At 41.0% G+C, this 25909-nt stretch carries 16 protein-coding genes; 11 read left to right on the plus strand and 5 right to left on the minus strand.

All coding sequences use genetic code 11. From position 1 onward, the window contains the following. Positions 1-75 precede the first annotated feature (75 nt). The 5 genes from L2737_RS10670 to L2737_RS10690 all read left to right on the plus strand — a co-directional run bounded on the left by L2737_RS10670 (position 76) and on the right by L2737_RS10690 (position 6764). Positions 76-2703, plus strand: coding sequence for a DNA internalization-related competence protein ComEC/Rec2 (locus L2737_RS10670; RefSeq protein WP_346349194.1), 2628 nt, complete (start codon positions 76-78; stop codon positions 2701-2703). Positions 2704-2743: 40 nt separating this feature from the next. Continuing rightward, positions 2744-4549 carry a lipid A export permease/ATP-binding protein MsbA gene (gene msbA, locus L2737_RS10675; RefSeq protein ID WP_248955692.1) on the plus strand — a complete coding sequence of 602 codons (1806 nt, stop codon included), beginning with the start codon at positions 2744-2746 and terminating at the stop codon, positions 4547-4549. After that, entirely contained in the window at positions 4550-5560 is a 1011-nt protein-coding gene (lpxK, locus tag L2737_RS10680) for a tetraacyldisaccharide 4'-kinase (protein WP_248955693.1), read from the plus strand. Beyond that, positions 5547-5720: a Trm112 family protein gene (locus tag L2737_RS10685; protein WP_102528526.1), complete on the plus strand. Its 174-nt coding sequence runs from the start codon at positions 5547-5549 to the stop codon at positions 5718-5720. The genes lpxK and L2737_RS10685 overlap by 14 nt, the downstream gene beginning before the upstream one ends. Positions 5721-6041: 321 nt before the next feature. After that, complete coding sequence (locus L2737_RS10690) at positions 6042-6764, plus strand: phosphotransferase (RefSeq protein ID WP_248955694.1); 723 nt, start codon at positions 6042-6044, stop codon at positions 6762-6764. Positions 6765-6839: 75 nt separating this feature from the next. Here the strand turns inward: L2737_RS10690 and L2737_RS10695 are convergent, their stop codons facing one another. The 4 genes from L2737_RS10695 to L2737_RS10710 all read right to left on the minus strand — a co-directional run bounded on the left by L2737_RS10695 (position 6840) and on the right by L2737_RS10710 (position 15256). After that, positions 6840-7703 (minus strand): MBL fold metallo-hydrolase, encoded by an 864-nt coding sequence (locus tag L2737_RS10695; RefSeq protein WP_248955695.1) that lies wholly within the window; start codon positions 7701-7703, stop codon positions 6840-6842. A 68-nt stretch (positions 7704-7771) separates the two neighbouring features. After that, positions 7772-10882 carry an efflux RND transporter permease subunit gene (locus L2737_RS10700; protein WP_248955696.1) on the minus strand — a complete coding sequence of 1037 codons (3111 nt, stop codon included), beginning with the start codon at positions 10880-10882 and terminating at the stop codon, positions 7772-7774. Next, positions 10879-14154, minus strand: coding sequence for an efflux RND transporter permease subunit (locus tag L2737_RS10705; protein ID WP_248955697.1), 3276 nt, complete (start codon positions 14152-14154; stop codon positions 10879-10881). The genes L2737_RS10700 and L2737_RS10705 overlap by 4 nt, the downstream gene beginning before the upstream one ends. Positions 14155-14164: 10 nt before the next feature. Beyond that, positions 14165-15256, minus strand: coding sequence for an efflux RND transporter periplasmic adaptor subunit (locus tag L2737_RS10710; RefSeq protein ID WP_428848385.1), 1092 nt, complete (start codon positions 15254-15256; stop codon positions 14165-14167). Between the two features lie 460 nt (positions 15257-15716). Between L2737_RS10710 and L2737_RS10715 the strand changes: the two genes are divergently transcribed. Then, entirely contained in the window at positions 15717-16160 is a 444-nt protein-coding gene (locus L2737_RS10715; protein WP_102528520.1) for a GNAT family N-acetyltransferase, read from the plus strand. 1773 nt (positions 16161-17933) lie between these two features. Here the strand turns inward: L2737_RS10715 and L2737_RS10720 are convergent. After that, complete coding sequence (locus tag L2737_RS10720; RefSeq protein WP_102528519.1) at positions 17934-19220, minus strand: citrate synthase; 1287 nt, start codon at positions 19218-19220, stop codon at positions 17934-17936. Positions 19221-19636: 416 nt separating this feature from the next. Between L2737_RS10720 and sdhC the strand changes: the two genes are divergently transcribed. The 5 genes from sdhC to sucA all read left to right on the plus strand — a co-directional run bounded on the left by sdhC (position 19637) and on the right by sucA (position 25890). After that, positions 19637-20032, plus strand: a complete 396-nt coding sequence (gene sdhC / locus L2737_RS10725) for a succinate dehydrogenase, cytochrome b556 subunit (protein ID WP_102528518.1) — start codon at positions 19637-19639, stop codon at positions 20030-20032. Beyond that, positions 20026-20373, plus strand: a complete 348-nt coding sequence (gene sdhD / locus L2737_RS10730; RefSeq protein WP_055023360.1) for a succinate dehydrogenase, hydrophobic membrane anchor protein — start codon at positions 20026-20028, stop codon at positions 20371-20373. The genes sdhC and sdhD overlap by 7 nt, the downstream gene beginning before the upstream one ends. After that, the gene (gene sdhA, locus L2737_RS10735; protein WP_229369062.1) at positions 20374-22140 is read left to right on the plus strand and encodes a succinate dehydrogenase flavoprotein subunit; all 1767 of its coding nucleotides are present in this window, start codon (positions 20374-20376) and stop codon (positions 22138-22140) included. A gap of 11 nt (positions 22141-22151) precedes the next feature. After that, complete coding sequence (locus tag L2737_RS10740; protein WP_102528515.1) at positions 22152-22859, plus strand: succinate dehydrogenase iron-sulfur subunit; 708 nt, start codon at positions 22152-22154, stop codon at positions 22857-22859. Positions 22860-23067: 208 nt separating this feature from the next. Continuing rightward, positions 23068-25890, plus strand: coding sequence for a 2-oxoglutarate dehydrogenase E1 component (gene sucA / locus L2737_RS10745; RefSeq protein ID WP_248955698.1), 2823 nt, complete (start codon positions 23068-23070; stop codon positions 25888-25890). Positions 25891-25909: the final 19 nt, after the last annotated feature.

A 25909-nucleotide genomic window follows, 5' to 3' on the forward strand; every position in this document is an offset into this window, starting at 1 on the left:
GCGATTACTGTCTTTAATTAATCAATGATAAATCGATTCATTTATGGTTTTTGCGCCAGTATGCTTTTTAGCAATATGTTGCCAAGCTTACTTCCTATATGGATGGCGTCTATCATTCTGATTGTCGCTTTATCTTGCCTCATAAAATGGCCGTTCATCAGCGGAGCATTTAGTGGGCTTTTATTAGTTTCTTTTTGTTTTTATTCATTATTTTATTCACACGAATCTGAAATTCCTGTTCAAAAACAATTCAAGGCAGAGATAGTATCACTAGTTAGCACAAACAGCGACTGGATAAGTTTCGACATTCGTTTGATTTCTGAGCAAAATAGTTTTTATGACACTAACTATAGACTCTCATGGCAACAACCGCCTGAAGTAAAAGTGGGCCAGGTATGGCTGTTTACGGCGCGAATGAAGCCGATAACCAGTCCGATTAATCAAGGCGGATTTAATCAGCAAAAGAATTTATTGAGTCGTCATATTGTTGCTAAAGGTCGCGTTAAGCAGGCTGAACTTGTTCATTATGATGTGCCATTAAGACAATCGATCATCAATATGATGACGCCAATATTACATTCACTATCCCATGGGGCGGTGTTGAATGCGTTATTGTTTGGCGACAAATCTGAACTTACTCAAATGCAATGGCAACAACTAAGGCAAACAGGTACAGGGCACTTAGTGGCGATATCTGGTTTACACCTGTCAGTCGTGTTTGGCTTGTTTTGGTTTATCTTCCGTCATAACCTGCAACACTTCGCACCTGTTTTTAGTCGCAGAAACCTGCTACTTGCGATGATGTTTTCATCGTTAACCGTATTGGGATATGGCTATTTAGCTGGTTTTGCTATTGCAACCCAGCGTGCACTCGTCATGTTATTAATGTTGGTGATGCTGTCCATCGTAAATCATCATTCATCCCCATGGCAGCGGCTTACTTGGGCACTGTTTGCTGTATTAGTGATTGATCCTTTTGCGAGTTTAAGTGCTGGTTTTTGGCTGTCTTTCAGTGCGCTGGGGATCATATTGTTTACCCTTGAATACACCGCAACTAAAACAAACACTGAGAATAATGCAGTTGATGAAGCTAATAATTATGGCACTAATAATAACAGTAATTATGAGCTTGAGGATCGTGAGGACGAGTTCGATGAAAAGGAAAGTGACGAGCTTGATGAAGGGCTAAAGACCAAGGAAGTATCAGCAGATAAGCGGTTATTATATCAAAATTTCAAATCGACTTACCGCCATTATCAACAACAAACCCTGTTATATCTGCAAACATTTTGGGCCATACAGTGGCGATTGGCTGTTGGGTTAGGTTTATTGCAAGCGATACTGTTTGGGACCATTTCCATTAACAGTATTTGGGTCAATTTATTGATGGTGCCTTGGTTTAGTATTGTGGTCATTCCGCTCAGTATTATTGGCTTGGTGGGGAATATAATCCTAATGATATTGCCGCTCACTGAAGGCGTTAGGCAGCTAGTTGGTGCTAAATTGATGGCTTTAGGGGATATTTCTCTTGCGCCTTTTGAGTCTCTTATTAGTCAAAGCGATCAGTGGCCAATGGCGTTAGTGTATTTACCCGATACGATGGTTGTCTGTTTAATGATGTTTGCTTTAGGGTTATTTTTATTAAAGTGGGCAGTGGATGCCCCTTGGCGATGTGTGGTTGGTTTGTTGTGTGTGCCATTTTTTCTACAATTAACAGTGAGTATATTTGAGTCGAAAGCACCGTTACAGCAAGAGCCATTTGGTCAACAACAGACCTGGCACGTACATGTGCTAGATGTCGGTCAAGGTATGGCGGTGCTGGTACAACGAGGTAATAGGGCGATACTTTATGATACTGGCGCAGCTTACGGTCAAAGCTTTAGCTATGCTGATCGCGTCATAGTGCCAACTCTGAGAGCAAAAGGAATTAATCGTCTGGATTATATTATTGTGAGTCATGACGATAATGACCATTCGGGAGGGTTAAAGGTGTTAGCTCAGCATTATCCCAAAGCAGTGATTATCAGTGATACAGCAGCGCATTATGATGCAATGACTGCAAATAGTATTATTGATCTTCACCTAAGCTCAGGCTCAGATACCCAAAAAGGCACAAAAATAGGCATCCCAAAAGACACAGGAATAACAACAGACACAAAAACAGACACAACCACAGAAACAGCCACAACAATAGACAATGCACTTAACCACTGTGTAAATCGTCAATTCCAATGGGCTGATTTAACTGTGAGCCTTGCTGCAAACCCCACTGCCACCAATGACAATAACCGCTCATGTATTGCATATGTTGATGATGGTAAGCACCGGGTACTACTGACTGGCGATATTGAAAAAAGCACTGAACAATATTTAGTAGAACACAAACTGTTATCACCCACTGATATTTTGTTAGCACCACATCATGGTAGTCGCACTTCATCATCTGAGGCGTTTATTGATGCTGTATCGCCAAAGCAGGTTATTTTTACTGCGGGATTTGCAAATCAATATGGATTTCCTAAAAAAGATGTTGTTGAGCGATATAAAACAAGAGGAGTTGAAACACTGATTAGCGGGAACTCTGGTCAAATAACTATCGATTTCAACTCGTCAAGTTATGCGATTCGTCAATATCGTTCAGATATTGCACCGTTTTGGTATAACAAGCTGTTTAGATTTGGTGAGAAAGTTAAAGCAGAGTAGAATGTGGCCTTTGTTTGCTATTCAAGTGTTAATGTAATCAATGACAACAATTAATAATGAAATGTCGAGCGTATTTAAACGCCTTCTTACTTATCTCATTCCGATGAAAGGAATGTTCCTATTAGCCGTTGCAGGTCTGTTAACCTATGGCCTTGTCGATGCAGCTTTCATTGCATTCATTAAACCTTTTATTGACGAAGGTTTTGGTCAAGCTCCTGCTGTAGTCGGTGGCGTCGAAGTCGATGTTCCAACTCACGGCGGCTTTAACGCCAATAAAGATATTATGCTAATGGCGCCGCTGGTGGTCATTGGTATGTTTACTTTGCGCGGCATTGCTAACTTTGTATCGACTTATTGTGTCTCGTATATGAGTGCGAAGTTGATTATGGATATGCGTCAACAAGTGTTTGAGCATTATCTGCGTTTACCTGTGAGCTACATTGATCGAGAAAATAGCGGCAATTTAATTTCGCGGGTGACCTTTGATACAGAGCAAATCGCTCGTGCATCAGGCAGTGCGTTGATTTCTATTGTTCGTGACTCTATAACCGTCATTGCGATGCTGGCTATTATGTTCTTTTATTCATGGAAGTTATCCCTGTGTATTTTAGTGATAGGTCCATTGATGGGCGTTGTTATTAGTGTGGTCAGTAAGCGCTTTCGTAAAGTCTCTAAGCAAATTCAGTCAGCCATGGGCGGCGTAACCGCTACCACTGAGCAAATGATTAAAGGTCATAAAAATGTGTTGGCATTTGGTGGACAAAAAACGGAAGTGGACCGTTTCTTTAAAGTTAATGATTCTAACCGCCATCAGAACATGAAACTGGCTGTAGCCCAAGCAATCAGCCAACCGGTTATAATGGTCATTGGCTCATTCGCACTGGCATTTGTACTATATGCAGCAACATTTCCTGCTTTAAAGGATGACATCACAGCGGGTACTTTTGCGGCAATTCTAGGCGCAATGATGGCTATGCTTCAACCAATCAAAAACTTAACCCGTGTTAATGCTGAATTCCAACGTGGTATCGCAGCTTGTACTACAGTGTTTGAATTACTTGATACCGCACCTGAATCAGATACTGGTGAATTTGAAACGAAGCGCGTTAAAGGTAACTTGAAGTTCAATAACGTGACTTTTAGTTATCCTGATACCGAAAAACCTGCTTTAACCAATATTGATTTTGAAGTTAAGCAAGGCAAAACCATTGCCTTAGTGGGTCGAAGTGGTTCAGGTAAATCAACGATTGCTAGTCTAATGACCCGATTTTATACTGGCGTGTCAGAAGGGGATATTACCCTTGATGACGTTAGTATTTATGACTACAAGTTAACGTCTTTACGTAATCAAGTGGCGCTTGTTTCGCAACAAGTGACATTATTCAATGACACTATTGCTAATAACATTGCTTACGCTTACCCAGGTGAAGTAACTCGTGAACAAATTGTCAAAGCGGCTGAACTTGCTTACGCAATGGAGTTTATTGAAACGCTACCGGAAGGGTTAGACACTGAGGTAGGCGAGAATGGCGTGTTGTTATCTGGTGGACAACGTCAACGTATTGCCATTGCACGCGCCATGTTACGTGATGCACCAGTGCTGATTTTAGATGAAGCGACCTCAGCATTAGACACTGAGTCAGAAAAAGCGATTCAACATGGTTTAGACAATTTACGCCATAACCGTACATCTATCGTGATTGCCCATCGCCTTTCAACGATTGAATCAGCAGATGAAATCCTAGTGATTGATCAAGGCTCGGTAGTTGAGCGTGGTACACACACGGATCTTGTTGCTAAAGAAGGTATTTACGCTAACTTGTATCAAATGCAGTTTGGTAACTAAATGCAAGGGTTAGTGAACAAAATTTGGTATCAAGGCCATCCAGCTAAGTGGTTGTTATTGCCACTTAGTGGGTTGTTTTCCCTAGTGTCATACATAAGACGCCTCGGCTTTAAACTGGGAATTAGCCAAGCTGAGACCTTATCTGTTCCTGTCATCATCGTCGGTAATATCACCGCAGGTGGCAGCGGTAAAACCCCCACTGTTATCTATTTGATTAACTTATTGCGCCAACATGGTTATAAGCCTGGGGTGATAAGTCGTGGCTACGGCGTCAATATAGACGGTGTAAAAGCCGTTAATGTTGCAGATAAAGCTACCGAAGTGGGTGACGAGCCAGCAATGATAGTTGCTCGAACGCAGGTTCCTATGGTTGTCGGTGCTAAACGTATTGATGCCGCTAAAGCACTGTTAGCTCAATTTGATGTTGATGTGATCATTAGTGATGATGGCTTGCAGCATTATGCTTTAGCCCGAGATATAGAACTGGCTATTGTCGATGGTCAGCGCCGATATGGTAATCAGTGTTTGATTCCAGCAGGGCCTTTACGTGAAGGTTTATGGCGCTTAAAAACGATTGATTGGGCCATTAATAATGGTGGTAGCCCGCAAGAAAATGAAATTGCTATGACTCTTGAACCTTCTGATCTTAAAGCGGTAAAACTGTCATCGAATGATGAAAAATGGCAACAGCAAGAAGCGATAGCAATGGCTGGCATCGGAAATCCGCAGCGATTTTTCGATAGCTTAGTGACATTGGGTTATACAATTAAACAAACAAAAGCATTTGAAGACCATCAAGCCTTTGATGAGAAGGAGCTTACGCAGCTGTCTTTGCAGATGCCATTGATTATGACCGAGAAAGATGCGGTTAAATGTCGCGATTTTGCACAACAAAACTGGTGGTATTTGCCAGTTAATGCGAAGCTTAATGAAAGTTTTGATACAGCATTTTTGAATCGACTAAAAGAAGTCGTCAAAGTTAAACAAGGAAACCTCCATGGCGTTCGATAAAAAATTACTTGAGATTGTGGCTTGCCCAGTATGTAAAGGTAAGCTGGAATTTGATAAAGAAGCAGATCAATTGATTTGTAAAGCTGACAAGTTAGCTTACCCAATTACTGAAGGTATTCCTGTTTTACTTGAAAACAGAGCAATACCACTGGAGTCTTAATTGACGACTGAATAAGTTCTCGATTAATTCGTAGCTAATTCAAGAGTTCTGATACAACTCCTTATGACTGGAAAAAGCGCTATTGTTGGCGCTTTTTTTGTGGGCGTCATTCGGGCTGATATTGGTTTTTGTTTAACGGTACATAGATATTCGCTGGTTAAATTTTGTGCATATCATGTTATTTGAATGTAAGAGGTGTTTGTAGAGTAATTGCACTAATTACTAGTTAAGTAAAACTTACTCTGATACTGTTTGCTAAATTTGCTTCGATTGACGATTTGTCCGGATACTGAATATACAAATCAGTTGTGGATACTTGTTATGACTCAAATGCAATCTTTTAAAGACAAAGTCGCCCTAATGTTGGTATTAAACCAAGGGGAGCGGATCAGTCAGTTTGAACATCATGGTAAGCGTTACTGGTTAAAACAAGTTGAGCAGCTAACAGGTGCAATGCGTTTTTTAAAAGCAGATTCTGCTAAAGCCCTAATTAAAGAAACCCAAGTATTAAAGCAGCTAGACGCAGAGGGAGCGCCTGTGCCCAAAGTGGTGGCTAATGGTGAAGGATATTTGGTGATTGAAGATGCTGGGCGCACAGTACGTGATTGGTTAGATAACAATGATATTGCAGCTACAGAGCAGCAAAACATTTTGAATGATTCAAGCCAAGCGCTAGCCGACTTACATCAAATGCAACTAGCTCACGGCCGTCCAGCACTTAGAGATATTAGCTGGCGCAGTGGTGAAGTTAAATTTATTGATTTTGAAGCTAATCAACAAAAGGGACCTGTGGTAGAGCAACAAATCCGTGATTTGTTGGTTTATATTCACAGCTTGTATCGCTATTTAGGCGCAGATAGCGAACGTATTTCTAAAACCATCACAGCTTACCGACAAGCAGGCGGTGAAGCTATTTGGCAAAAATCCAAAGACTTTTTGGCCTCATGGCAATGGTTGTATTACTGCGCGAGTCCGATTAAAAACGTTGGCGGTAAGGATTTAAAGCCGGTTTATTGGGTGTTATGGCATTTTAGAAACAACTAGTGAATCAATCGAAATTAAAAAAGCTTGTGATATTCACAAGCTTTATAGTCATCTAAGCTTTGGTGATTTAATACGTTACTTTTTCAAATCCTGATATAGCGTATTAATCCATTTTTCTTCAGTGATGAAGTTCCAGCTCCAATCTTTCCACTTTGCCGGTACACCTTCAGCTTGGATTTGTTCAAGTGTTTTACCTTGAGTGAGTTTCTTTTTCATCCAGTTAATCGAGTCATCAAGCATATGCTTAAATTTCATTAAGTCATTTTTGTTGGCGAGTTCACCATGGCCTGGTATCACTTGAGTCTGTTTATCCATCATGGTTAATGCTTTGGCAACATTGTCTCGATAACCAATAACTGAGCCGCCACCGTTTAAATCCACATATGGGAAACGGTCTTTAAAGAATAAATCACCCATATGAACTAAGTTATCGTTTTCCCAGAACACCACACTGTCACCGTCAGTATGGCCAGGTCCCATGTGTTTTAAGGTTAATGTGTCATTGTTAAAACGGATGGAAACATCTTTAGAATAAGTCACAACAGGGAGGGCAGCTTTGGGTGTGCCTTCTTTGGCACTTAGGCGTTTTAATACATTATGGTGGGCAAAGATAATCCCTTGTTCGCCAAAGAGCGCATTTCCGCCAGTATGATCGCCGTGATAATGGGTGTTGATAACGTATTTAGGTTTACCCGCTTGGATTTCATTTAACGTAGCACTTATTTTATCGGCTAAAGGCGCAAATTGATCATCGATGATTAAGATGCCATCAATGCCTGCTGATACGCCGATATTGCCACCTGAACCTGTGAACATATAAGCATTTTCGGTGAGTTTCTGGGAGGTGATAGTGACATCTTTAAATCGGTCATCGTCAGCGAGAGTTGAAAAGCTGGTGATGGAGAGTGCAAGTAAGCAGCTAAGTGATGTACGGGTCATGATGAGTTCCTGTGCTATGTGGCCAAACTGTCCATTTAATGGAGCAGTTTGGCCTATTTATCCTTTTATTAAGTCCAAGGTAGCAGTTTTTTAGCCCGTTTGTCAGCTAAACCTAATTTAACAGATGATTGATAACGGATTCGGTATAAGGCTTGGTAACACAAAGGCACCAAATACAAACTGGTGACAGTTGAGAAACTTAAACCACCAATAATCGCTATTGCCATTGGTGAGTATGGTGGCCCACCGCCACCAATTTGGGTGTCGCCCATAGCTAATGGAACTAGCCCTAATACCGTAGTTGCTACCGTCATTAACACTGGACGTAAGCGGGTAATACATATTGATTTAATCGTAGCTGACAGGTCAGTTAATTTTGGTGTCATTTGGTTTATTTGATCGACCAACACAATGCCGTTGTTAACTACAATTCCCATCAAGATTAGGATACCAATCATGGCCATCACTGACATTGGTGTGCCTGAAATCCATAATGCCCAAAACACCCCAGTAATCGAAAACAAAATCGAACTGATAATCGCAGTTGGAAGCAACAGTGATTCAAATAGCGCTGCCATTACGATGTAAATCATTGCTAATGCCAAAATCATGTTAACCGCCATAATCGATTGGTCTTCATCTTGACGTTGAAAACCGCCTCGCAGGCTGTAGTCATATCCATAAGGAAAATTAACATTCTGCATGACTTTTTCGATTTGTTCTTGGGCTTCTTCGGTAGTGATTTCGTTAACGTTTGCGCCAATAGATAATGCGGTTTGACGGTTATAATGCCTAATAGTGTCAAAGCGTGGCTGAATGGTTATTTCAGCTAAGTTATCTAAACTGTAGACGCGCTCTCCTTGACGAATAATAGGCAGCTGTTTTAGTTGTTCTAAAGAACGTTGCCAGCTTTTATCGTAAGCTAACTCTATACGTAATTCGCCGTTTGGATCATGTCTAAATGAGCGCAGCGGGGTTCCACGCAGTGCCATTGAAATGTGAGAGGCAACTTCGTTGAGTTTTAAATCTAAACGAGCGGCCATTTCACGATTAATAGTCACAATCACTTCTTGCTGGGCAGCATTCACTTCTGAACGGACATCCTCTAGACCTTCAATAGCACTTAGTAACGGGACTACTTGCTGGCTTAAGGTAATTAACTCAGAGGTAGAGCGACCCGTTAAGGTGATCCTTAAACCAGAGTTTTCATTTCCCCAGCCAAACTGTGGCGTAGCTGCGGCGTACTTAGGGAAACCTTCTCGAATGGTTTTCTTTAGTTCTGACATTGGAGTTTCAATGTCTTTTTGCAGCAAAATAGTGGTTTGGATACTGTCAGCTGAATAATAGCTATAAACAGAATCAATCATGAAAGCTTCTTTATTGCCATAAAGGTAGTCTTCCATTTGGTTAATCATCGCTTCAGTGACTTTAAGGTTATGTCGACCTTCTAATTGGTAATTGATATATAAACGGTCATTTCCTTCGCCATCAGATTGATCTTGTTTAACTAAACTCAAAGGCAGGGCAGTTGAAACCAGTATCAATACTGCTAATACCCCTGAGATTTTTGAATGGGCCAATACCCAGGTTAAACTACGCTGATAATAACGCTGCAGTCTGGATTCTTTTTCTTCGGTTTCAATTTCAAAATGCAATTTGGTCAGCATTAGTGGTATTAGGGTTTTCGCCACCAATAATGAAGCCGCAAGTGAAATACAAATCGCAATAGCGACGTGCTCAAGGAAAATAGTCAGTTCGACTTTAACGCCAACGATATTCGGTAAAAATACAATGGCTGTAGTTAAAGTGCCGGCAAGTACCGCCAAAGCAACTTTTTCAACGCCTGTGAGAACAGCAGATTCGTTTGTTTTTTGACATTGAGGCTTAGTATCTTCTTGGCCTGTTAAGCCATTGCGTTGTTTTTCCTGCAATACGCTTTCGGTAACCACAACCGCATTATCAATCAGCATACCCACCGCTAATAACAGTCCCATCATTGATAGAATATTTAAGCTGTAACCCAGTAAATACATACCAGCCAGAGTCATACAAATTGAAATGGGTACTGACGATACCACGACTAAGGTCATTTTTAAGTTACGTAAAAACAGGTATAACACGCCAAAAGATAAGAAGGCACCGATTAAGCCCGAGATTAATAAGTCTTGCAGTGAGGACTTAACGCCATAAGCTTGGTCCTCCATCACAAATAGCTTAATGCCTTGGAATTGTTGATCTTGTTTAGTTTGCTCAATTACCTTTAATACACGTTCAGAAACATGGACTAAATTAGCGCCAGATTCTTTAAATACATCTAAGCCCACAGCGTATTTTTGATCTAGATGACGACCTTCAAAAGGTTCTGGCAAAGTAAATTTAACCGAAGCAATATCGCCAAGGGTTGTGTTGGTATTGAGTTTAACCGCTTTGATATCTTCTAAAGATAAAAACTCACCTTTAGGCGACACCTGAAATACCTGGTTATTGTTACGAACCGTTCCCGCACTAATAACAAAGTTTTCAAGTTGCAGACGTTGTCTCAGTTCTGATGGGTTAATCCCAGATGCGGCTAACTTATCAGCATCAAGACGAATTTCAATCTGCTTTTGGTCAACGCCATATAAGGTGACCTTCGACACGCCTTCGATTCGCTCAAGGGGTTTACGTAATTGTTTATCCAGCAAATCAAATGCATTGGATAATTCACGCTCACTTGAAATACGAATGGTAAGCACTGGCATATCAGCAGTTGAAAATTGCTGAATAAAGACGCGTTCGACATCTTTAGGCAGTAAATGCCTTACTGAATCAATTTTTTCACGGGCTTCAAGGCTTTTTGTCGCGACATCTTCACCCCATTTCATATTCAGCTGAATGTTGGCGCCATCTTGAGAAGAGTTTGAGCGGACTTCTTCAATTCCGCTCATGGTGGCTAAAGACTCTTCGAGCACGCGAGTGATATCACGCTCCACTTCAGCAGGTGTTGAGCCTTTATAAGGCACATTGACCTGTATTTGTGGAATGTCGATACCAGGGAACATTTCCAGTGGCAGCAAGCGACTTGATGCCATTCCAAATAATAAAATAGCAAGAAAGAACATGCTGGTGGTCACAGGTCTTTTAATCGCGAGCCTTGTGATACTGAAACCTTGTTGCTCTGTGTTAGTCTCTTGACTCATGACTGACCCTCCGTAGTAAGTGTAGAGGTCGCATCAGAGTTCGACTGTTCCGAAGCCGTTTGTTGATAATCTTTTTTATCAAAAATGCCGTACAGGGCAGGGATAACAAGCAAGGTCAGCATGGTTGACATACTTAAGCCAAATATCACAGTAATTGCCATTGGCGCTCGAATTTCACTACCATCACCGACACCAATTGCCATCGGTAATAAACCGAGTGTGGTGGTTAAGGTCGTCATCATGATTGGACGAAGACGTGATTTTGCAGCTGTGCTAATGGCTTGATCTTTCTCGATGCCTTCTTTACGTAACTGGTTAATTCTATCGACTAATACAATGGCATTATTAACCACAATACCGGCTAACATAATTAATCCGATAAACACCACCACGCTAATATGAGTGCCAGTGATAAACAAACCAATCACACTTCCGCCAACAGCCATAGGCACTGCCACAAGAATTAATAGCGGATGCAACAAGGATTCAAATTGACTCGCCATCACCAAGTACACGAGGAACACCGCTAAAATAAGGGCAATTTTTAATGACTCAAAAGAGTGTTCCATTTCCTCGTTCTGGCCACCAAAGCGCGCTTGGATAGAAGAGGGGAACTGCTGTTGATTAAGGATTTGCTGCGCTTCCTTTACCGCTTCACTTAAATCACCATAACTTAAGTTTGCCGACACAATAGCCACACGTTGTTGGCTGACACGGTTAATCGCCGATGGACCAACTTGTAGCGATACGTCAGCAACGGCGCTCAGTGGTATAGCATGTTCACTATTGGGGTTGATAATTAATGCATTAACATCCTCAATGTTGTTACGTTCTGCTAGTTCGCTGCGCACTAAAATATCCACTTTGCGATCGCGCACAGTATATTGACTGGCAATCGTGCCGCCAACGCGGTGGGCGATACGGCTCGCAACTGTTGGCGCATCTAAATCAAGTGCAGCTAGTCGTGCGTGATCAAAACGGATACTGATCTCAGGTTGACCATCACGAAGTGAAGTATTGATATCGCTAAATCGGTTTGATTGCGACAACGCTGAAACGAGTTGATCGCCACTGTGTTTTAGCTGAGCTAAATCATAACCAGACAACTCGATTTCTAATGGCGTTTTAAAGCTAAATAATTCAGGATGCTCAATTTTTGCATCCAATGCCGGAATACGTCTTGCTGTTTCACGTAAAGTGGCTGCGACGCTGTCAAAAGCGTGCGTGTTTTCTAGTACCACTTGAAGACGTCCCCAGTTTTCACCACCGCGGGCAGTATCTGAAGTCATCAAGCCACCGCTACCCGCTTGGCTAAAGGTGTGCTTAACATCTTCGTTGTCACTGATTGAATAGGCGAGTTGCTCTAGTACTGCATCAGTTTTTTGTACTGCTGTGCCTGGTGGTAAAAGGATTTCGACGTAAAACTCACCTTGGTTCATCGGTGGGATAAGTTCAACGCCTAATCTTGGGAATAAACTTCCTGCGCCAAGAGTTAACATAACTGCGATGATGACTGTGACGACTTTATGAGACATGGCATGCTTTAAAACACCATGATAAATTCTTTCAATAAAGCGATAGAAAAAATTAAACCCTGCACTTAATGGACGCATTACCAGACTGAATAACCACGAGAAGAATCGCGTGAAGATAATGACCAAGTTCAGTAGGGCATTAGGTAAATAGCTCAGTAGTACTTTAAAAGGAAAGCCAAGTATCATCGCTGCGTAATAGCCAATCTTACCTTTTGTTGTCGTGGGTTTTGCTTTTGGCGCTTCAGTGACTTCTTCAGGTAATTGAGTAAAGCCTTGGCGTGATGCCAGCATTGGAATGGCGGTTAACGCTACAAACAGTGAAGCTAAAAGAGCAAAAGTTACAGTTAAGGCTTGGTCTGAGAAAAGTGCCCCTGCAATACCGTCGACAAACACAAGGGGAACAAACACGGCCAGCGTGGTTAACGTTGAGGCAAAAATCGCCCCTGCCACTTCTTTACTGCCTTTTACAGCAGCATCTAGCCTTGCTAAGCCTTGGGCTTTATAACGGTCAATGTTTTCTAATACCACAATCGCATTATCGACTAATAAGCCAATAGCTAAGGCAATACCACCCAGTGACATAATGTTTAAACTGATTTCAGCAAAATACATCATGTTAAATGTGGCGATGACAGAGAAGGGGATCGAGATTGAAATAATTAAGGTGGCAATAATGTCACGCAAAAATAAATAAATTACCAACATGGCAAGCAAACTACCAAATAATGCTGCTGCGGTAACTTCACTCACCGCGCTTTGAATGAACTCAGATTGGTCATAAATGACTTTTAACTGGTTTTCTTCAGATTCAGCATTGATGTTATTCAGCTCTGCTTGTATTTTCTGCGCCACAGAAACCGTATTGGCATCGCCTTCTTTATAGATAGCCAATTCGATAGATTCTACATCACCAATACGAGTGACATCACTGCGCTCTTTATAGCCATCGACAATGTCTGCCACTTCTCGTAAACGGATCAAGGTTTGGCCGTTACGATAAACTATGACATCTCGTAGTTCTTCAAGAGAGTTAAACTGGTTTAAGGTTCTAACTAGGTATTCTTTATCACCTTGAATCACTTTACCCGCTGATAAATTGATGTTTTCTTCATTAATACGACGTTTGATGTCATCGGCATTAAGATTTAATTGCTGCAGTTTTTGTTGGTTTAACAAAATATGCACTTCTTGTTCTAACCCGCCCGATAACCTGACCGCAGCGACGCCAGAAAGCGCTTCAAGACGACGTTTAAGTTCCTCTTCTGCGAAGGTCCTCATGCTTTTTAACTGGGTTTCGCTTGCATCAGGTACAGACAAAGCTAAACGCATTATCGGATCTAAATTAGGGTTAAAGCGAAGTAGTAATGGTTTATTGATGTCTAATGGCAGCTCAATAGTGTCGATTTTTTCGCGCACTTCAAGGCTTGCCATATCCATATTGGTGCCCCATTCAAACTCAAGCACAACATCTGACATGCCTGAGCGTGAAATAGAACTGATTTTACGTAAGCCTTTAACCACACCGACTGCTTCTTCAATCGGTTTCGAGATGAGTTGCTCCACTTCTACAGGCGCAGCGCCATCATAAGCGGTGCGCACTGTGACGCTTGGGTAGCTTAAATCTGGTAATAATTTCACTGCTAAGCGTGTAAACCCGACCATGCCAAATAGCATTATGGCGAGCATAAACATCCACACGGTAACTGGACGTTTAACCGAGGTATTAATCAATGACATAATGGCTTCCTTACTTAGCGTTTAGACTGTTTTTGGCATAAGAAAGCGGGGTAATAATTTCAACTAATGATTGATCTTTGAGGTTCTGTTGGCCACGGATAACGATCTGCTCTCCTTGGTTAACCCCTGATATTATTTCGACCTTATCTTTTTCACGATACCCTAGGCGTACTTCGCGGCGGGTTGCTGTGTTATCTTCAATAACATACAAGGCTTGGGTATCATCTTGATTAATAATGGCATTGAAAGGCACTGTTACCACATCTTCATGAGTGTCGTATTTTAGCTCTACGCGAGTGAACATGCCTGCTTTAAGGTTTGCTTTAGTATTATCAATGGCGATAGTGACTTTAAATGTGCCACTTTGTGCATCGACAATCGGGCTAATACGCAGCACATTTGCAATAATTTCATTGGCTGTTGATTGCTTGCCACTGTTTGAATATTGATTGCTGATTTTAGCTTGTTGACCTAAACGCAGGCTGGTTAATTGCTGCTCTGGTAAGTGAACAATGCCGTGAAGTTCGTCTTGATTGACGATATAAAATAGTTCTTCAAACTCTTTAGCCATATTGCCTTTCTTCACATGTCGCATGGCTACGATGCCATCAATGGGTGACACGATTTGGCTTTCTATGACATGTAGCTCTGCTAAATCACGCTGTGCGATAGCCGCTTGTAGGTTGAACTCTAATTTGGCCATTACATCTTGGCTGACAAATTCTTTGTTTTTCATTTGCTTTAAACGATTCAATTCCTGTTCAATGATCTGAACTTCTGCTTGCGAACGTTTGTAATCGTAGTGCTGACGTTTAGCATCTATGGTTGCTAAAGCCTGTCCTTTAGTGACGCGATCACCTTCTTCAACGTTAATTTCTTCAATTAAGCCCGCAATTCGAGTAACGACATGGGCTTCTTCTGGCGCTTCCAGTGTTGCAGTCGTGCTATAAAATGAAGACACATTACCCTGGGTGACTTGTGAAACTTCTACCGGGACGGCGTATTTTTCTTCTTCTTTAGTTTCATCTTCTTGACCAGTGCAACCACTTAAACCTGAAGTCAGTGCTGCAATACAAAGTAGTGGGATTGTCATTTTTTTCATGCTGATTAACCTATCCATGGGGTACCTGCCAGTTCAATATTTTTGAATTAATGACGCTTGAGAAAGTTAAGTCTGAAAGGTTAACTTGTAAACGTCACGTTATCATTTGTAACTAATGTTTAATTTCAACTAACAAAGCACTAACTGTGCCAGTTTTTATTGTTGTTATATATCAACTGTTTAGGGTGTTGTGGTTACTTGTTTAGGCATAGTTAATATTATTATGTAGTGAAAATGTTTAATTTTTGGTGTGAATGACAAATTTAACTCTGATCGAAATTTATTCAGTTTGGGCTGACGTTGTGTAACTTTTCAGGTAAGTTAACTATCTAAAGGAAATCAAACAGATGTTAAGACTTACTGTCATTTGTTTGGCAAAGCTTGAGTCATAGCTTGTGTTAAATCATTAGTGACAATATAAAGCCAACATTAATATGGCTGCAGATATAAGGAGACTGTTTTGAAGATCATTCAAGCAACGATTGAGCAATTAAATTTGGTTACAACCTTATTCGATGAGTATCGTCAATTTTATGGGCAAGCTGCAAACATAGAGCAATGTAAAAAGTTTATTAAAGAACGTTTAATCGAGAGTGACTCAGTGATTTTTATTGCAACCAATGAAGAAGGTGAGGGTTTAGGGTTTGTTCAGCTTTACCCAACGTTTTCGTCAGTTGCGATGAAGAGAATGTGGATTTTAAACGACATGTTTGTTGCGACAGCCGCAAGACAACAAGGTGTGGCTAATAAATTACTCAAGCAAGTGGATTTGTTTGCGCAATATACTGATGCTAGTACCGTTAAATTGGCTACTGCTGTAGATAATGATGTGGCAAAGGCTTTATATGAGTCACTTGGCTACACCAAAACCACCGCTTTTGATCACTATACAAAAGCATTTTAATTGGCGTTATCAGGCTAACGTATATAAATTAGAACTTACGTGCTGAAAATCGTTATTCCGGTTAAGGCAGGCATTAGCTTTGCAATGCTTGGCTTAACGAAATGCTTTATGGGAAGTTAGTTAAATAATCAATGCGATAATAGTTAAGCTATGCCTGTAACATCTGCTATTAACACCAAAGCGATTAAGTAAAATTGAGTTTCGCTTAAAACGTAATCCACTTTTAATCTAATTGTACTTACCAATACTTAATCAGTAATAGTGAATATAACCTGGTCTGCTGATTAATCATTTAAACTAAAACTAATCCGATTTTAAGTAGAAGCCAAGCTGAGTTAAAGACACTCTAATGAGACTTCCGTATTTGGGAGTCTTTGCTTTTTTGAGCTGGGTTTATAGATAAAATCGCGATCACGGCTTATTCGGTCAGTTATTTAGTCAGTTTGTTGGTGATTAAATTCACCATCTTACTGGTTAGCTATGGAACTAGTGCTATAACGCATAGAGTTTATTGCTCATTTTTAAAGCAAAATACCAATTTAAAGGCCGTTAAAGAAACTATTTTCACTTTTTTAAAAAATAATTGAATTTTTAATCATTTATTTTTGTGCGCTAATACTGAGCGTTCTGCACTTAAATTGCGCAAAAGTCGTTACAACCTCAACTTAAATTTTTAATCGCTTATTTCAATGACGATATTTTCCTATTTCTAATTAGGTATAAAAAAATGCAGACTTTTAATTTACTGCCATGGCTAAGAGCATTTTTATAATTATGATTACATTCTTATAACCAAATAGAATAAACATTTCGTTTATAACGTCGTTTTTAAGGCCGAAATTACCAAGATGGTGCAGTTTATGGCTATGATTTTTTATCTTTTTGGTGAATATTCATTCATTATTTAATTTGTTGTTTGTTATAAAGGTTGTGAATTGGTCAGTTAGGTTTGTTAGTTTGGTATGCCCTTTATTAGTATTGGTAATATGGCTATTGGGGGTTGGTGATACATGATTTTGTTATTGGTAATGTGAGTTTTGCTGTCTTTACTTAGCGTATTCATACCGCTCTTAACTAGAGACTCATGATGTGTAGTTATGGGAGTGACCTTAAGAACAAACCAAATATTTATCACTTTAGCTATTCGTTAACTCTATTCTTTCTAGCTCTTGTTCTAGCTATTTTAATGGCTTTTTAATAGACAGGGCTCACGCACTTAACGTTTTGTATTGAGGCGATATGCGGCGTTATAACTACATCGGAAAAAGGTTAACGGTTTTTTTTAAGCTTTTAAACTGCAATTGAAAACTAATTATTTCAAGGCTAAGCACTATTAATCTCATAGATATATTTGGATGTAAGTAGTTAATAAGTAAGGGGTTAGGCTTTTTAAGGTTTTGTGGGTTTTGTGGGTTTTGTGGGTTTTGTTGCAGTGGAGCTGTATTAGCTGTGCTGAAATAGATCTACAAAAATAGAGCTGTTGAAATAGATAAACTAATTTCGTGGTGTGATTCTTATAAGTGTGATTGCTAAAGTGTGATGGTTGTAAGTGAGATGGTTATAAGTGAGAGCAAGTTAAAGACGAATAACCTTTTTTGAGAATATAGAGGCTTACCTGTGATCAATTCATTGTACGCCCTAGTTTTACTATAAATGATGTTGGTTCAAACTGCTGTATTCAACAGCTTCATGCAGATGTTTATAATAAATGTTAGCAAAAAATATGCATAAAAAAAGCGCCCATTAAGGCGCTTTTTATTAAACGATAAAGATTTATCGTTTATCTAAGCTGACAAAATCACGGTCTTCAGAACCAGTGTATAACTGGCGTGGACGGCTAATTTTGTGACCTGGTTGGTCTAACATTTCTTTCCAATGTGCAATCCAACCAACAGTACGTGAAAGTGCGAATAACACTGTAAACATACTTGTAGGAATACCGATTGCTTTCATGATGATCCCTGAGTAGAAATCAACATTTGGATAGAGTTTCTTAGATACGAAATATTCGTCTTCTAATGCAATACGTTCAAGTTCCATTGCTACGTCTAGTAGAGGATCTTGAACATTAAGTTCAGCTAAAACTTCATGACAAGTTTCACGCATTACTTTTGCACGAGGGTCGAAATTCTTATAAACACGATGTCCGAAGCCCATTAGGCGGAACGGATCAGCTTTGTCTTTCGCACGAGCAATAAACTCAGGAATGCGGTCAACACTGCCAATTTCTTCAAGCATGTTCAAACAAGCTTCGTTAGCACCACCATGAGCTGGACCCCATAGTGAAGCGATACCCGCTGCAATACATGCAAATGGGTTAGCACCTGATGAACCGGCTAAACGAACTGTTGAAGTTGATGCGTTTTGTTCATGATCTGCGTGTAATACAAAGATTCTATCCATTGCTTTTTCAACAACTGGATTAACTTTGTACTCTTCACAAGGAACAGCAAACATCATCGACAAGAAGTTACCTGCGTAACTTAGTTCGTTGCGTGGATAGACGAAAGGTTGGCCAATTGAATACTTGTAGCACATTGCTGCAATCGTTGGCATTTTAGAAACGAGGCGGAAAGCCGCAATTTCACGATGTTTTTCATCATTTACATCAAGAGAATCTTGGTAGAACGCAGATAATGCACCAGTAACGCCACAAAGCATTGCCATTGGGTGTGCATCACGACGGAAGCCTCTAAAGAAAGAAGCTAATTGTTCATTAACCATTGTGTGGTTTTTTACCATTGATACAAACTCTTCGTACTGAGTTTTGCTTGGTAATTCACCGTATAGCAACAAGTAACAAACGTCTAAATAGTTAGATTCAGTAGCTAACTCATAAATTGGATAGCCACGGTGTGTAAGCACACCTTTTTCACCATCAATGAAAGTAATCGCAGACTCGCAAGAGGCTGTCGCAAGAAAACCTGGATCAAAAGTGAAATGACCTGTCTTTCCTAATTTACTGATATCGATTACGTCAAAACCAGCAGTTCCCTGCTTGATTGGCAATTCGATTGAATCGTTCCCCGGTAACTCTAATTTGGCTATATTGTCAGCCATACCCCGTTCTCCTTACTTCATTCTTTTCTGTGAGTGCGGCATGTTAAGCGGACATTACTTTACAGTGAATCGTGATCACATTTCAATTTAAATAAGCGTTTAAATTTATTAGACCATGGTATAAACCTTGCTAGACGCCTTGCTAGCGTTGGCCTAGAAAGAAAAAAAATGCAAAAAAACAAATTTTGCATAGTGTGACGTTTGTATTTGACAATGGGCTTGAGTATACTTGGCCTCGCCCACAAAGGGCGACAAACATCACATTTTTGAAATCCTTTTGTACCTAGCTAAATTAGTGATTTCTCAAATAGTTAAGTGTTTGATAGTAGTCTGTTAACTTTCAACAATTTGTTTACATAAGTAGTTTCATGTATCAAATGGAAGCAAAGCAAGATGAATAATAAAAATAATGCTCAATGGAGCTGAGTGAGCAGAACGTGAAAAAGCAAAGACCTGTCCATATAGACCTACAGACCATTCGCTTTCCTGCAACAGCGATTGCGTCAATTCTTCACCGCGTATCCGGTGTCATCATGCTGTTTGCTGTCGGTATTCTTATTTGGATGCTAAATGAATCTTTAGCATCGCCTGAGAGTTTCGCTGGCCTACAATCTCTTTTTGATAACTTGCTGGTTAAGTTTGTTATCTGGGGAATTCTTACTGCGTTGGGTTATCACTTAATCGTTGGCTTACGTCATCTGATTATGGATACCGGCCGTTGGGAAGAATTAGCCTCAGGCTTAGCATCAGCAAAAATCGCCTTTGTTCTATCAGCGGCGTTTTCAATCATTGTGGGGATTTGGGTATGGTAACCAATGCAGCAAGCCTTGGACGCAGCGGTGTTCATGACTTTATTTTAATCCGTGCGAGTGCCGTGATTTTAACCTGTTATACCATTTTTATGGTTGGTTTTATTGCATGTAGCGCCCCTTTAACTTACGAAATTTGGCATGGTCTTTTTAGTACCTTACCAATGAAAGTATTCACTTTATTGGCACTTGTTGCTGTATTAATTCACTCGTGGATTGGTATTTGGCAAGTTCTGACTGATTACGTGAAAAACGTTTCAGTACGTGGACTACTTCAGTTCGTATTTGTCGTAGCAGCTTTTTGTTATCTTGCTGCAGGCATCATCATAGTGTGGGGTGTTTAAGTGGCTATTCCAGTACGCGAATTTGACGCAGTAGTGATCGGCGCTGGTGGCGCTGGCATGCGAGCGGCTTTACAAATTTCAAAAGAAGGTAAGAGCTGTGCGCTTTTATCTAAAGTGTTCCCAACACGTTCTCATACCGTATCTGCGCAGGGTGGTATCACCGTTGCACTAGGTAATGCGCATGAAGATCACTGGGAACAGCACATGTACGATACTGTTAAAGGTTCTGATTTTATCGGTGACCAAGAAGCTATCGAATTCATGTGTAAGACAGGTCCAGAAGCGGTTATCGAACTAGAGCAAATGGGTTTACCTTTCTCTCGCTTTGAAAACGGCACTATCTATCAACGTCCGTTTGGTGGCCAATCAAAGAACTTTGGTGGCGAACAAGCGGCACGTACTGCAGCTGCAGCTGACCGTACAGGTCATGCTTTGCTTCATTGCTTATACCAACAAAATGTAAAACACAAAACTGAAGTGTTTTCTGAGTGGTATGCATTAGATTTAGTTAAAAACGATGACGGCGCAATTGTGGGTTGTACTGCAATTGAAATCGAAACTGGTGAAATTGTTTACTTCAAATCGAAGGCAACAATTTTAGCAACAGGTGGTGCAGGGCGTATTTACGCTTCTACTACTAATGCTCACATTAACACTGGTGACGGTGTTGGTATGGCAATGCGCGCTGGTGTTCAGATGCAAGACATGGAAATGTGGCAGTTCCACCCTACGGGTATTGCTGGTGCTGGTGTACTTGTAACTGAAGGTTGTCGTGGTGAAGGTGGTTATCTTTTAAATAAAGATGGCGAACGTTTCATGGAACGTTATGCACCTAACGCAAAAGATTTAGCCTCTCGTGACGTTGTTGCGCGTTCAATGATGACAGAAATTCGTGAAGGTCGTGGATTAGATGGTCCACTAGGCCCGCACTGTTTACTTAAGCTTGATCACTTAGGTAAAGAAACATTAGAAGCACGTCTTCCTGGTGTTTGTGAACTTTCTCGTACGTTTGCGCATATTGATCCAGCAGATGGTCCAATCCCTGTATTGCCAACATGTCATTACATGATGGGTGGTCTACCCGCTAAAGTTAGTGGTCAAGTTGTTCGTCAAAACAACGATGGCACTGAACAAGATATCGTGGGTTTATTCGCTGTAGGTGAAATTGCTTGTGTATCAGTACACGGTGCAAACCGCCTTGGTGGTAACTCGTTACTTGATTTAGTGGTATTTGGTCGTGCAGCAGGTCAACATTTAGGTAAAGCCCTAGATGAGACAGCTGACCCTAAAGAGCCTTCTGACGCGCAAATTTCTGCATCTCTTGATCGTCTTAATCGCTGGGAAAGCAATAAAGATGGTGAAGATCCTGCCGTTATTCGTAAAGACTTACAGTTATGTATGCAACTTAACTTCTCTGTATTTAGAAGTGGCGATGCAATGGCTGAAGGCCTTAAAGAGCTTAAGAAGATCCGTGAACGTTTAGCGAATGCTAAGTTGTCAGATAACTCTTCAGAATTTAATACTCAACGTATTGAATGTTTAGAGCTAGATAACTTAATGGCAACCGCAATTGCGACAGCTTACGCTGCTAACTTCCGTACAGAAAGCCGTGGTGCGCATTCACGTGAAGATTTCTTAGACCGTGATGATGAAAATTGGTTATGTCACAGTGTCTTTGACCCTGAAACTGAACAAATGACTAAGCGAGAAGTGAACATGGAGCCTAAGCTTCGTGCCGCATTCCCGCCTATCAAGCGTACCTACTAGGAGTCGTTGAGATGAAATTGGAATTTGCAGTTTATCGCTACAATCCTGATGTAGATGCTAAGCCTTATATGAAGGATTACAGCTTAGAAGTGGAAGAAGGTACCGATATGATGGTACTGGATGCACTGATGAAGCTGAAAGAGTTAGACACGTCGTTATCTTTTAGACGCTCATGCCGTGAAGGTGTTTGTGGTAGTGATGGCGTTAACATGAATGGTAAGAACGGTCTTGCGTGTATCACGCCTGTTTCTACCTTCAAAGGTAAGAAAATTGAAATTCGTCCTTTACCAGGCATGCCTGTGGTACGAGATTTAATCGTAGACCTAACTCAGTTCTATACTCAGTATGAAAAAATTAAGCCGTTTCTTATCAATGATGAGAAAACTCCGGCTCGTGAACATTTACAGTCACCAGAAGAGCGTGCTCATCTAGATGGTTTGTATGAATGTATCATGTGTGCTTGTTGTTCTACTGCTTGTCCATCATTCTGGTGGAACCCTGATAAATTTATCGGGCCAAGTGGTTTACTCCATGCATATCGCTTCTTAATCGATAGCCGCGACACGGCAACTGAAGAACGTTTATCTGGTCTAGACGATGCTTACAGTGTATTCCGTTGTCACGGTATTATGAACTGTGTTGATGTTTGTCCTAAAGGGCTAAACCCAACTAAAGCTATTGGCCATATTAAGTCAATGCTTCTGAAGCGAGCAGTATAAATGCACAGTGTAGAGCTTGGATTATCGCTTAAATAGCTCTTGATGAGAGCCATCTTCATCATTGAGGATGGCTTTTTGTGTGTATTAGGAAGACCTTTGTATTTAACTCTATAAAATTATATAGTTAGATACGATTCGATTGCGGTGCACTAGGTATCGTAATTATGATTATGGCGAAGCACGTGTATCAAGTTTGTAAGGAAAAGTAATGCACCAAGGCATCATGAAAGCTTGGCTCGAATCGTCACATTTGAGTGGCTCAAATTCGACTTACGTAGAAGAGATGTACGAAGCCTATCAAGAAGATCCAAGTTCAGTTTCTGCTGATTGGCAAGTCGTTTTTGATAATCTCCCTGCGGTAAACGGTACTTCTCAAGATATACCTGAAGCTGCACACTCTAAAGTACGTGATTATTTCCGCAGTTTAGCATTAGAAAGTCGTGCCAAAGGCGCCAGCCGTGTAACCGACCCTGAATTAGATGCTAAGCAAGTTAAAGTTCTCCAACTTATTAATGCTCACCGTTTCCGTGGACATCAAAATGCTAACCTAGATCCATTAGGTTTATGGCAGCGTGAAGCAGTGCAGGAGTTAAACCCTGCATTTCACGGTCTTGATGCTGAAGACATGCTACGTGAATTCAATACGGGTTCATTTGCATTCGGCAGTGACACATTAAAATTAGCAGACATTGTTCATGCCCTTAAGAGCACATATTGTGGTTCTATCGGTGCTGAATACATGCACATTACCGATACGGATGAAAAGCGTTGGATTCAACAACGTCTTGAACCATCTTTAGGTAAAGCAAATTATGACAACTCCACTAAGAAACGTATCTTAGAAGGCCTAAACGCTGCTGAAGGTATGGAAAAATACCTTGGCGCGAAATTCCCAGGCGCAAAACGTTTCTCACTTGAAGGTGGTGATGCTTTAGTCCCAATGATGCGTGAGATTTTATATCGCGCAGGTGAAGCGGGCACCAAAGAAATCGTCGTAGGTATGGCTCACCGTGGTCGTCTAAACGTGTTAGTAAACGTTTTAGGTAAGCGTCCAGCTGAGTTATTTGACGAATTCGCAGGTAAGCATGATGAAATTCAAGGTTCAGGTGATGTTAAATATCACCAAGGTTTCTCATCAGATTTTGAAACGCCAGGTGGCAATGTTCATTTAGCGTTAGCATTTAACCCTTCACATCTTGAAATCGTTAACCCAGTGGTTATTGGTTCAGTTCGTGCTCGACAAGATCGTCGCGGCTGTACAGACGGGTTACAAGTGATGCCAATCACCATTCATGGTGACTCGGCAATTACAGGACAAGGTATCGTTCAAGAGACATTCAACATGTCTCAAGCTCGTGGTTTTAAAGTTGGCGGTAGTATTCGTATCGTTATCAACAACCAAGTTGGTTTCACAACTTCAAACCATGAAGATGTTCGTTCAACTGAATACTGTACCGACATTGCGAAGATGGTTCAGGCACCTATTTTCCACGTAAATGCTGACGACCCAGAGGCTGTCGCCTTTATTTCGCAGTTAGCTGTGGATTACCGTAACGAATTCAAACGTGATGTGGTGATTGATTTAGTTTGTTATCGCCGTCATGGCCATAACGAAGCTGATGAGCCGAGTGCTACACAGCCGTTGATGTACGCAAAAATCAAAAAACATCCAACGCCACGTAAGATTTATGCGGATCGCTTAATCGAAGAAAGCAGTATTTCTGCTGATGACGTGACAGGCCTAGTCAACACTTACCGTGACTCGTTAGATGCGGGTGATTGTGTGGTTAAAGAATGGCGCCCAATGACACTGCATACAGTGGACTGGACGCCTTATTTAAACCGTGAGTGGGATGAAAGCTATCAAGCATCGATGAAACTTGAGCGTTTAAATAATTTAGCGCAGAAAATTGTCGATATCCCTGAAAGCCATAAGCTTCAGTCGCGTGTTGCCAAGATTTATAAAGACCGTGTCTCAATGGCGAATGGTGAAAAACCATTGGATTGGGGTTTTGCTGAAACCTTAGCTTATGCGTCTATCTTAGAAGATAACAAACGTGTTCGTATCACTGGTCAAGACTCAGGTCGCGGTACTTTCTTCCATCGTCATGCTGTATTGCATAATCAAAACGACGGTACGACTTATTTGCCATTACGTAATGTGGCTGATGAGCAAGGTGAGATTGATATTATTGACTCAGTATTATCAGAAGCATCAGTATTAGCATTCGAATACGGTTACGCAACTGCAGAACCTGGCGGATTGACCATCTGGGAAGCGCAGTTTGGTGACTTCGTTAACTGTGCTCAAGTGGTAATCGACCAATTCTTATCATCAGGTGAACAGAAGTGGGGCCGTTTATGTGGTCTAACTATGCTGCTACCTCATGGTTATGAAGGCCAAGGCCCAGAGCATTCATCTGCTCGTCTAGAACGTTTCCTACAACTATGTGCTAACCATAATATGCAGGTGTGTGTTCCTTCAACACCGGCTCAGGTTTATCACATGTTGCGTCGTCAAGTTGTACGTCCTATGCGTCGTCCACTTGTGGTGATGTCACCTAAATCATTACTGCGTCATCCGTTAGCTGTGTCATCACTTGATGAACTTGCAAATGGTGGTTTCCAGAGTGTAATTGGTGAACTTGATGCATTAGACGCGAGCAAGGTTGATCGCGTTGTCTTCTGTAGCGGTAAAGTTTATTTCGAGTTGCTCGACAAACGTCGTAAACAAGAAATCGAAAATGTTGCTATTTTACGTGTGGAACAACTGTACCCGTTCCCACAAGAAGAAATGCAAGCAGCACTTGCTGAATATCAGCATGTTAAAGATTTTGTATGGTGTCAGGAAGAACCGCAAAACCAGGGTGCTTGGTATTGTAGCCAACATCATTTCTGGGCAGCGATTCCTGCAGGCGCACAATTAACTTACGCTGGTCGTGAAGCATCTGCTGCACCAGCTTGTGGTTATCCGGCTCTGCATGCTCGCCAGCAAGAAGAATTAATCAATAGCGCATTAAAACTGTCGTAATAAAATTTATAAAAAGGAA

It is taken from the genome of Shewanella electrodiphila (genome assembly GCF_023283985.1).
Taxonomy (GTDB): Bacteria; Pseudomonadota; Gammaproteobacteria; order Enterobacterales; family Shewanellaceae; genus Shewanella; species Shewanella electrodiphila.

What these genes read in the sequence shown, in the direction of transcription:
- L2737_RS10705 (WP_248955697.1), bottom strand. Translation starts at nt 14,154, where the DNA reads ATGTCATTGATTAATACCTCGGTTAAACGTCCAGTTACCGTGTGGATG.
- L2737_RS10740 (WP_102528515.1), top strand. Translation starts at nt 22,152, where the DNA reads ATGAAATTGGAATTTGCAGTTTATCGCTACAATCCTGATGTAGATGCT.
- sdhC (WP_102528518.1), top strand. Translation starts at nt 19,637, where the DNA reads ATGGAGCTGAGTGAGCAGAACGTGAAAAAGCAAAGACCTGTCCATATA.
- L2737_RS10720 (WP_102528519.1), bottom strand. Translation starts at nt 19,220, where the DNA reads ATGGCTGACAATATAGCCAAATTAGAGTTACCGGGGAACGATTCAATC.
- msbA (WP_248955692.1), top strand. Translation starts at nt 2,744, where the DNA reads ATGACAACAATTAATAATGAAATGTCGAGCGTATTTAAACGCCTTCTT.
- L2737_RS10690 (WP_248955694.1), top strand. Translation starts at nt 6,042, where the DNA reads ATGACTCAAATGCAATCTTTTAAAGACAAAGTCGCCCTAATGTTGGTA.
- L2737_RS10710 (WP_428848385.1), bottom strand. Translation starts at nt 15,256, where the DNA reads ATGAAAAAAATGACAATCCCACTACTTTGTATTGCAGCACTGACTTCA.
- sdhD (WP_055023360.1), top strand. Translation starts at nt 20,026, where the DNA reads ATGGTAACCAATGCAGCAAGCCTTGGACGCAGCGGTGTTCATGACTTT.
- L2737_RS10670 (WP_346349194.1), top strand. Translation starts at nt 76, where the DNA reads ATGTTGCCAAGCTTACTTCCTATATGGATGGCGTCTATCATTCTGATT.
- lpxK (WP_248955693.1), top strand. Translation starts at nt 4,550, where the DNA reads ATGCAAGGGTTAGTGAACAAAATTTGGTATCAAGGCCATCCAGCTAAG.
- L2737_RS10685 (WP_102528526.1), top strand. Translation starts at nt 5,547, where the DNA reads ATGGCGTTCGATAAAAAATTACTTGAGATTGTGGCTTGCCCAGTATGT.
- L2737_RS10695 (WP_248955695.1), bottom strand. Translation starts at nt 7,703, where the DNA reads ATGACCCGTACATCACTTAGCTGCTTACTTGCACTCTCCATCACCAGC.
- sucA (WP_248955698.1), top strand. Translation starts at nt 23,068, where the DNA reads ATGCACCAAGGCATCATGAAAGCTTGGCTCGAATCGTCACATTTGAGT.
- L2737_RS10700 (WP_248955696.1), bottom strand. Translation starts at nt 10,882, where the DNA reads ATGAGTCAAGAGACTAACACAGAGCAACAAGGTTTCAGTATCACAAGG.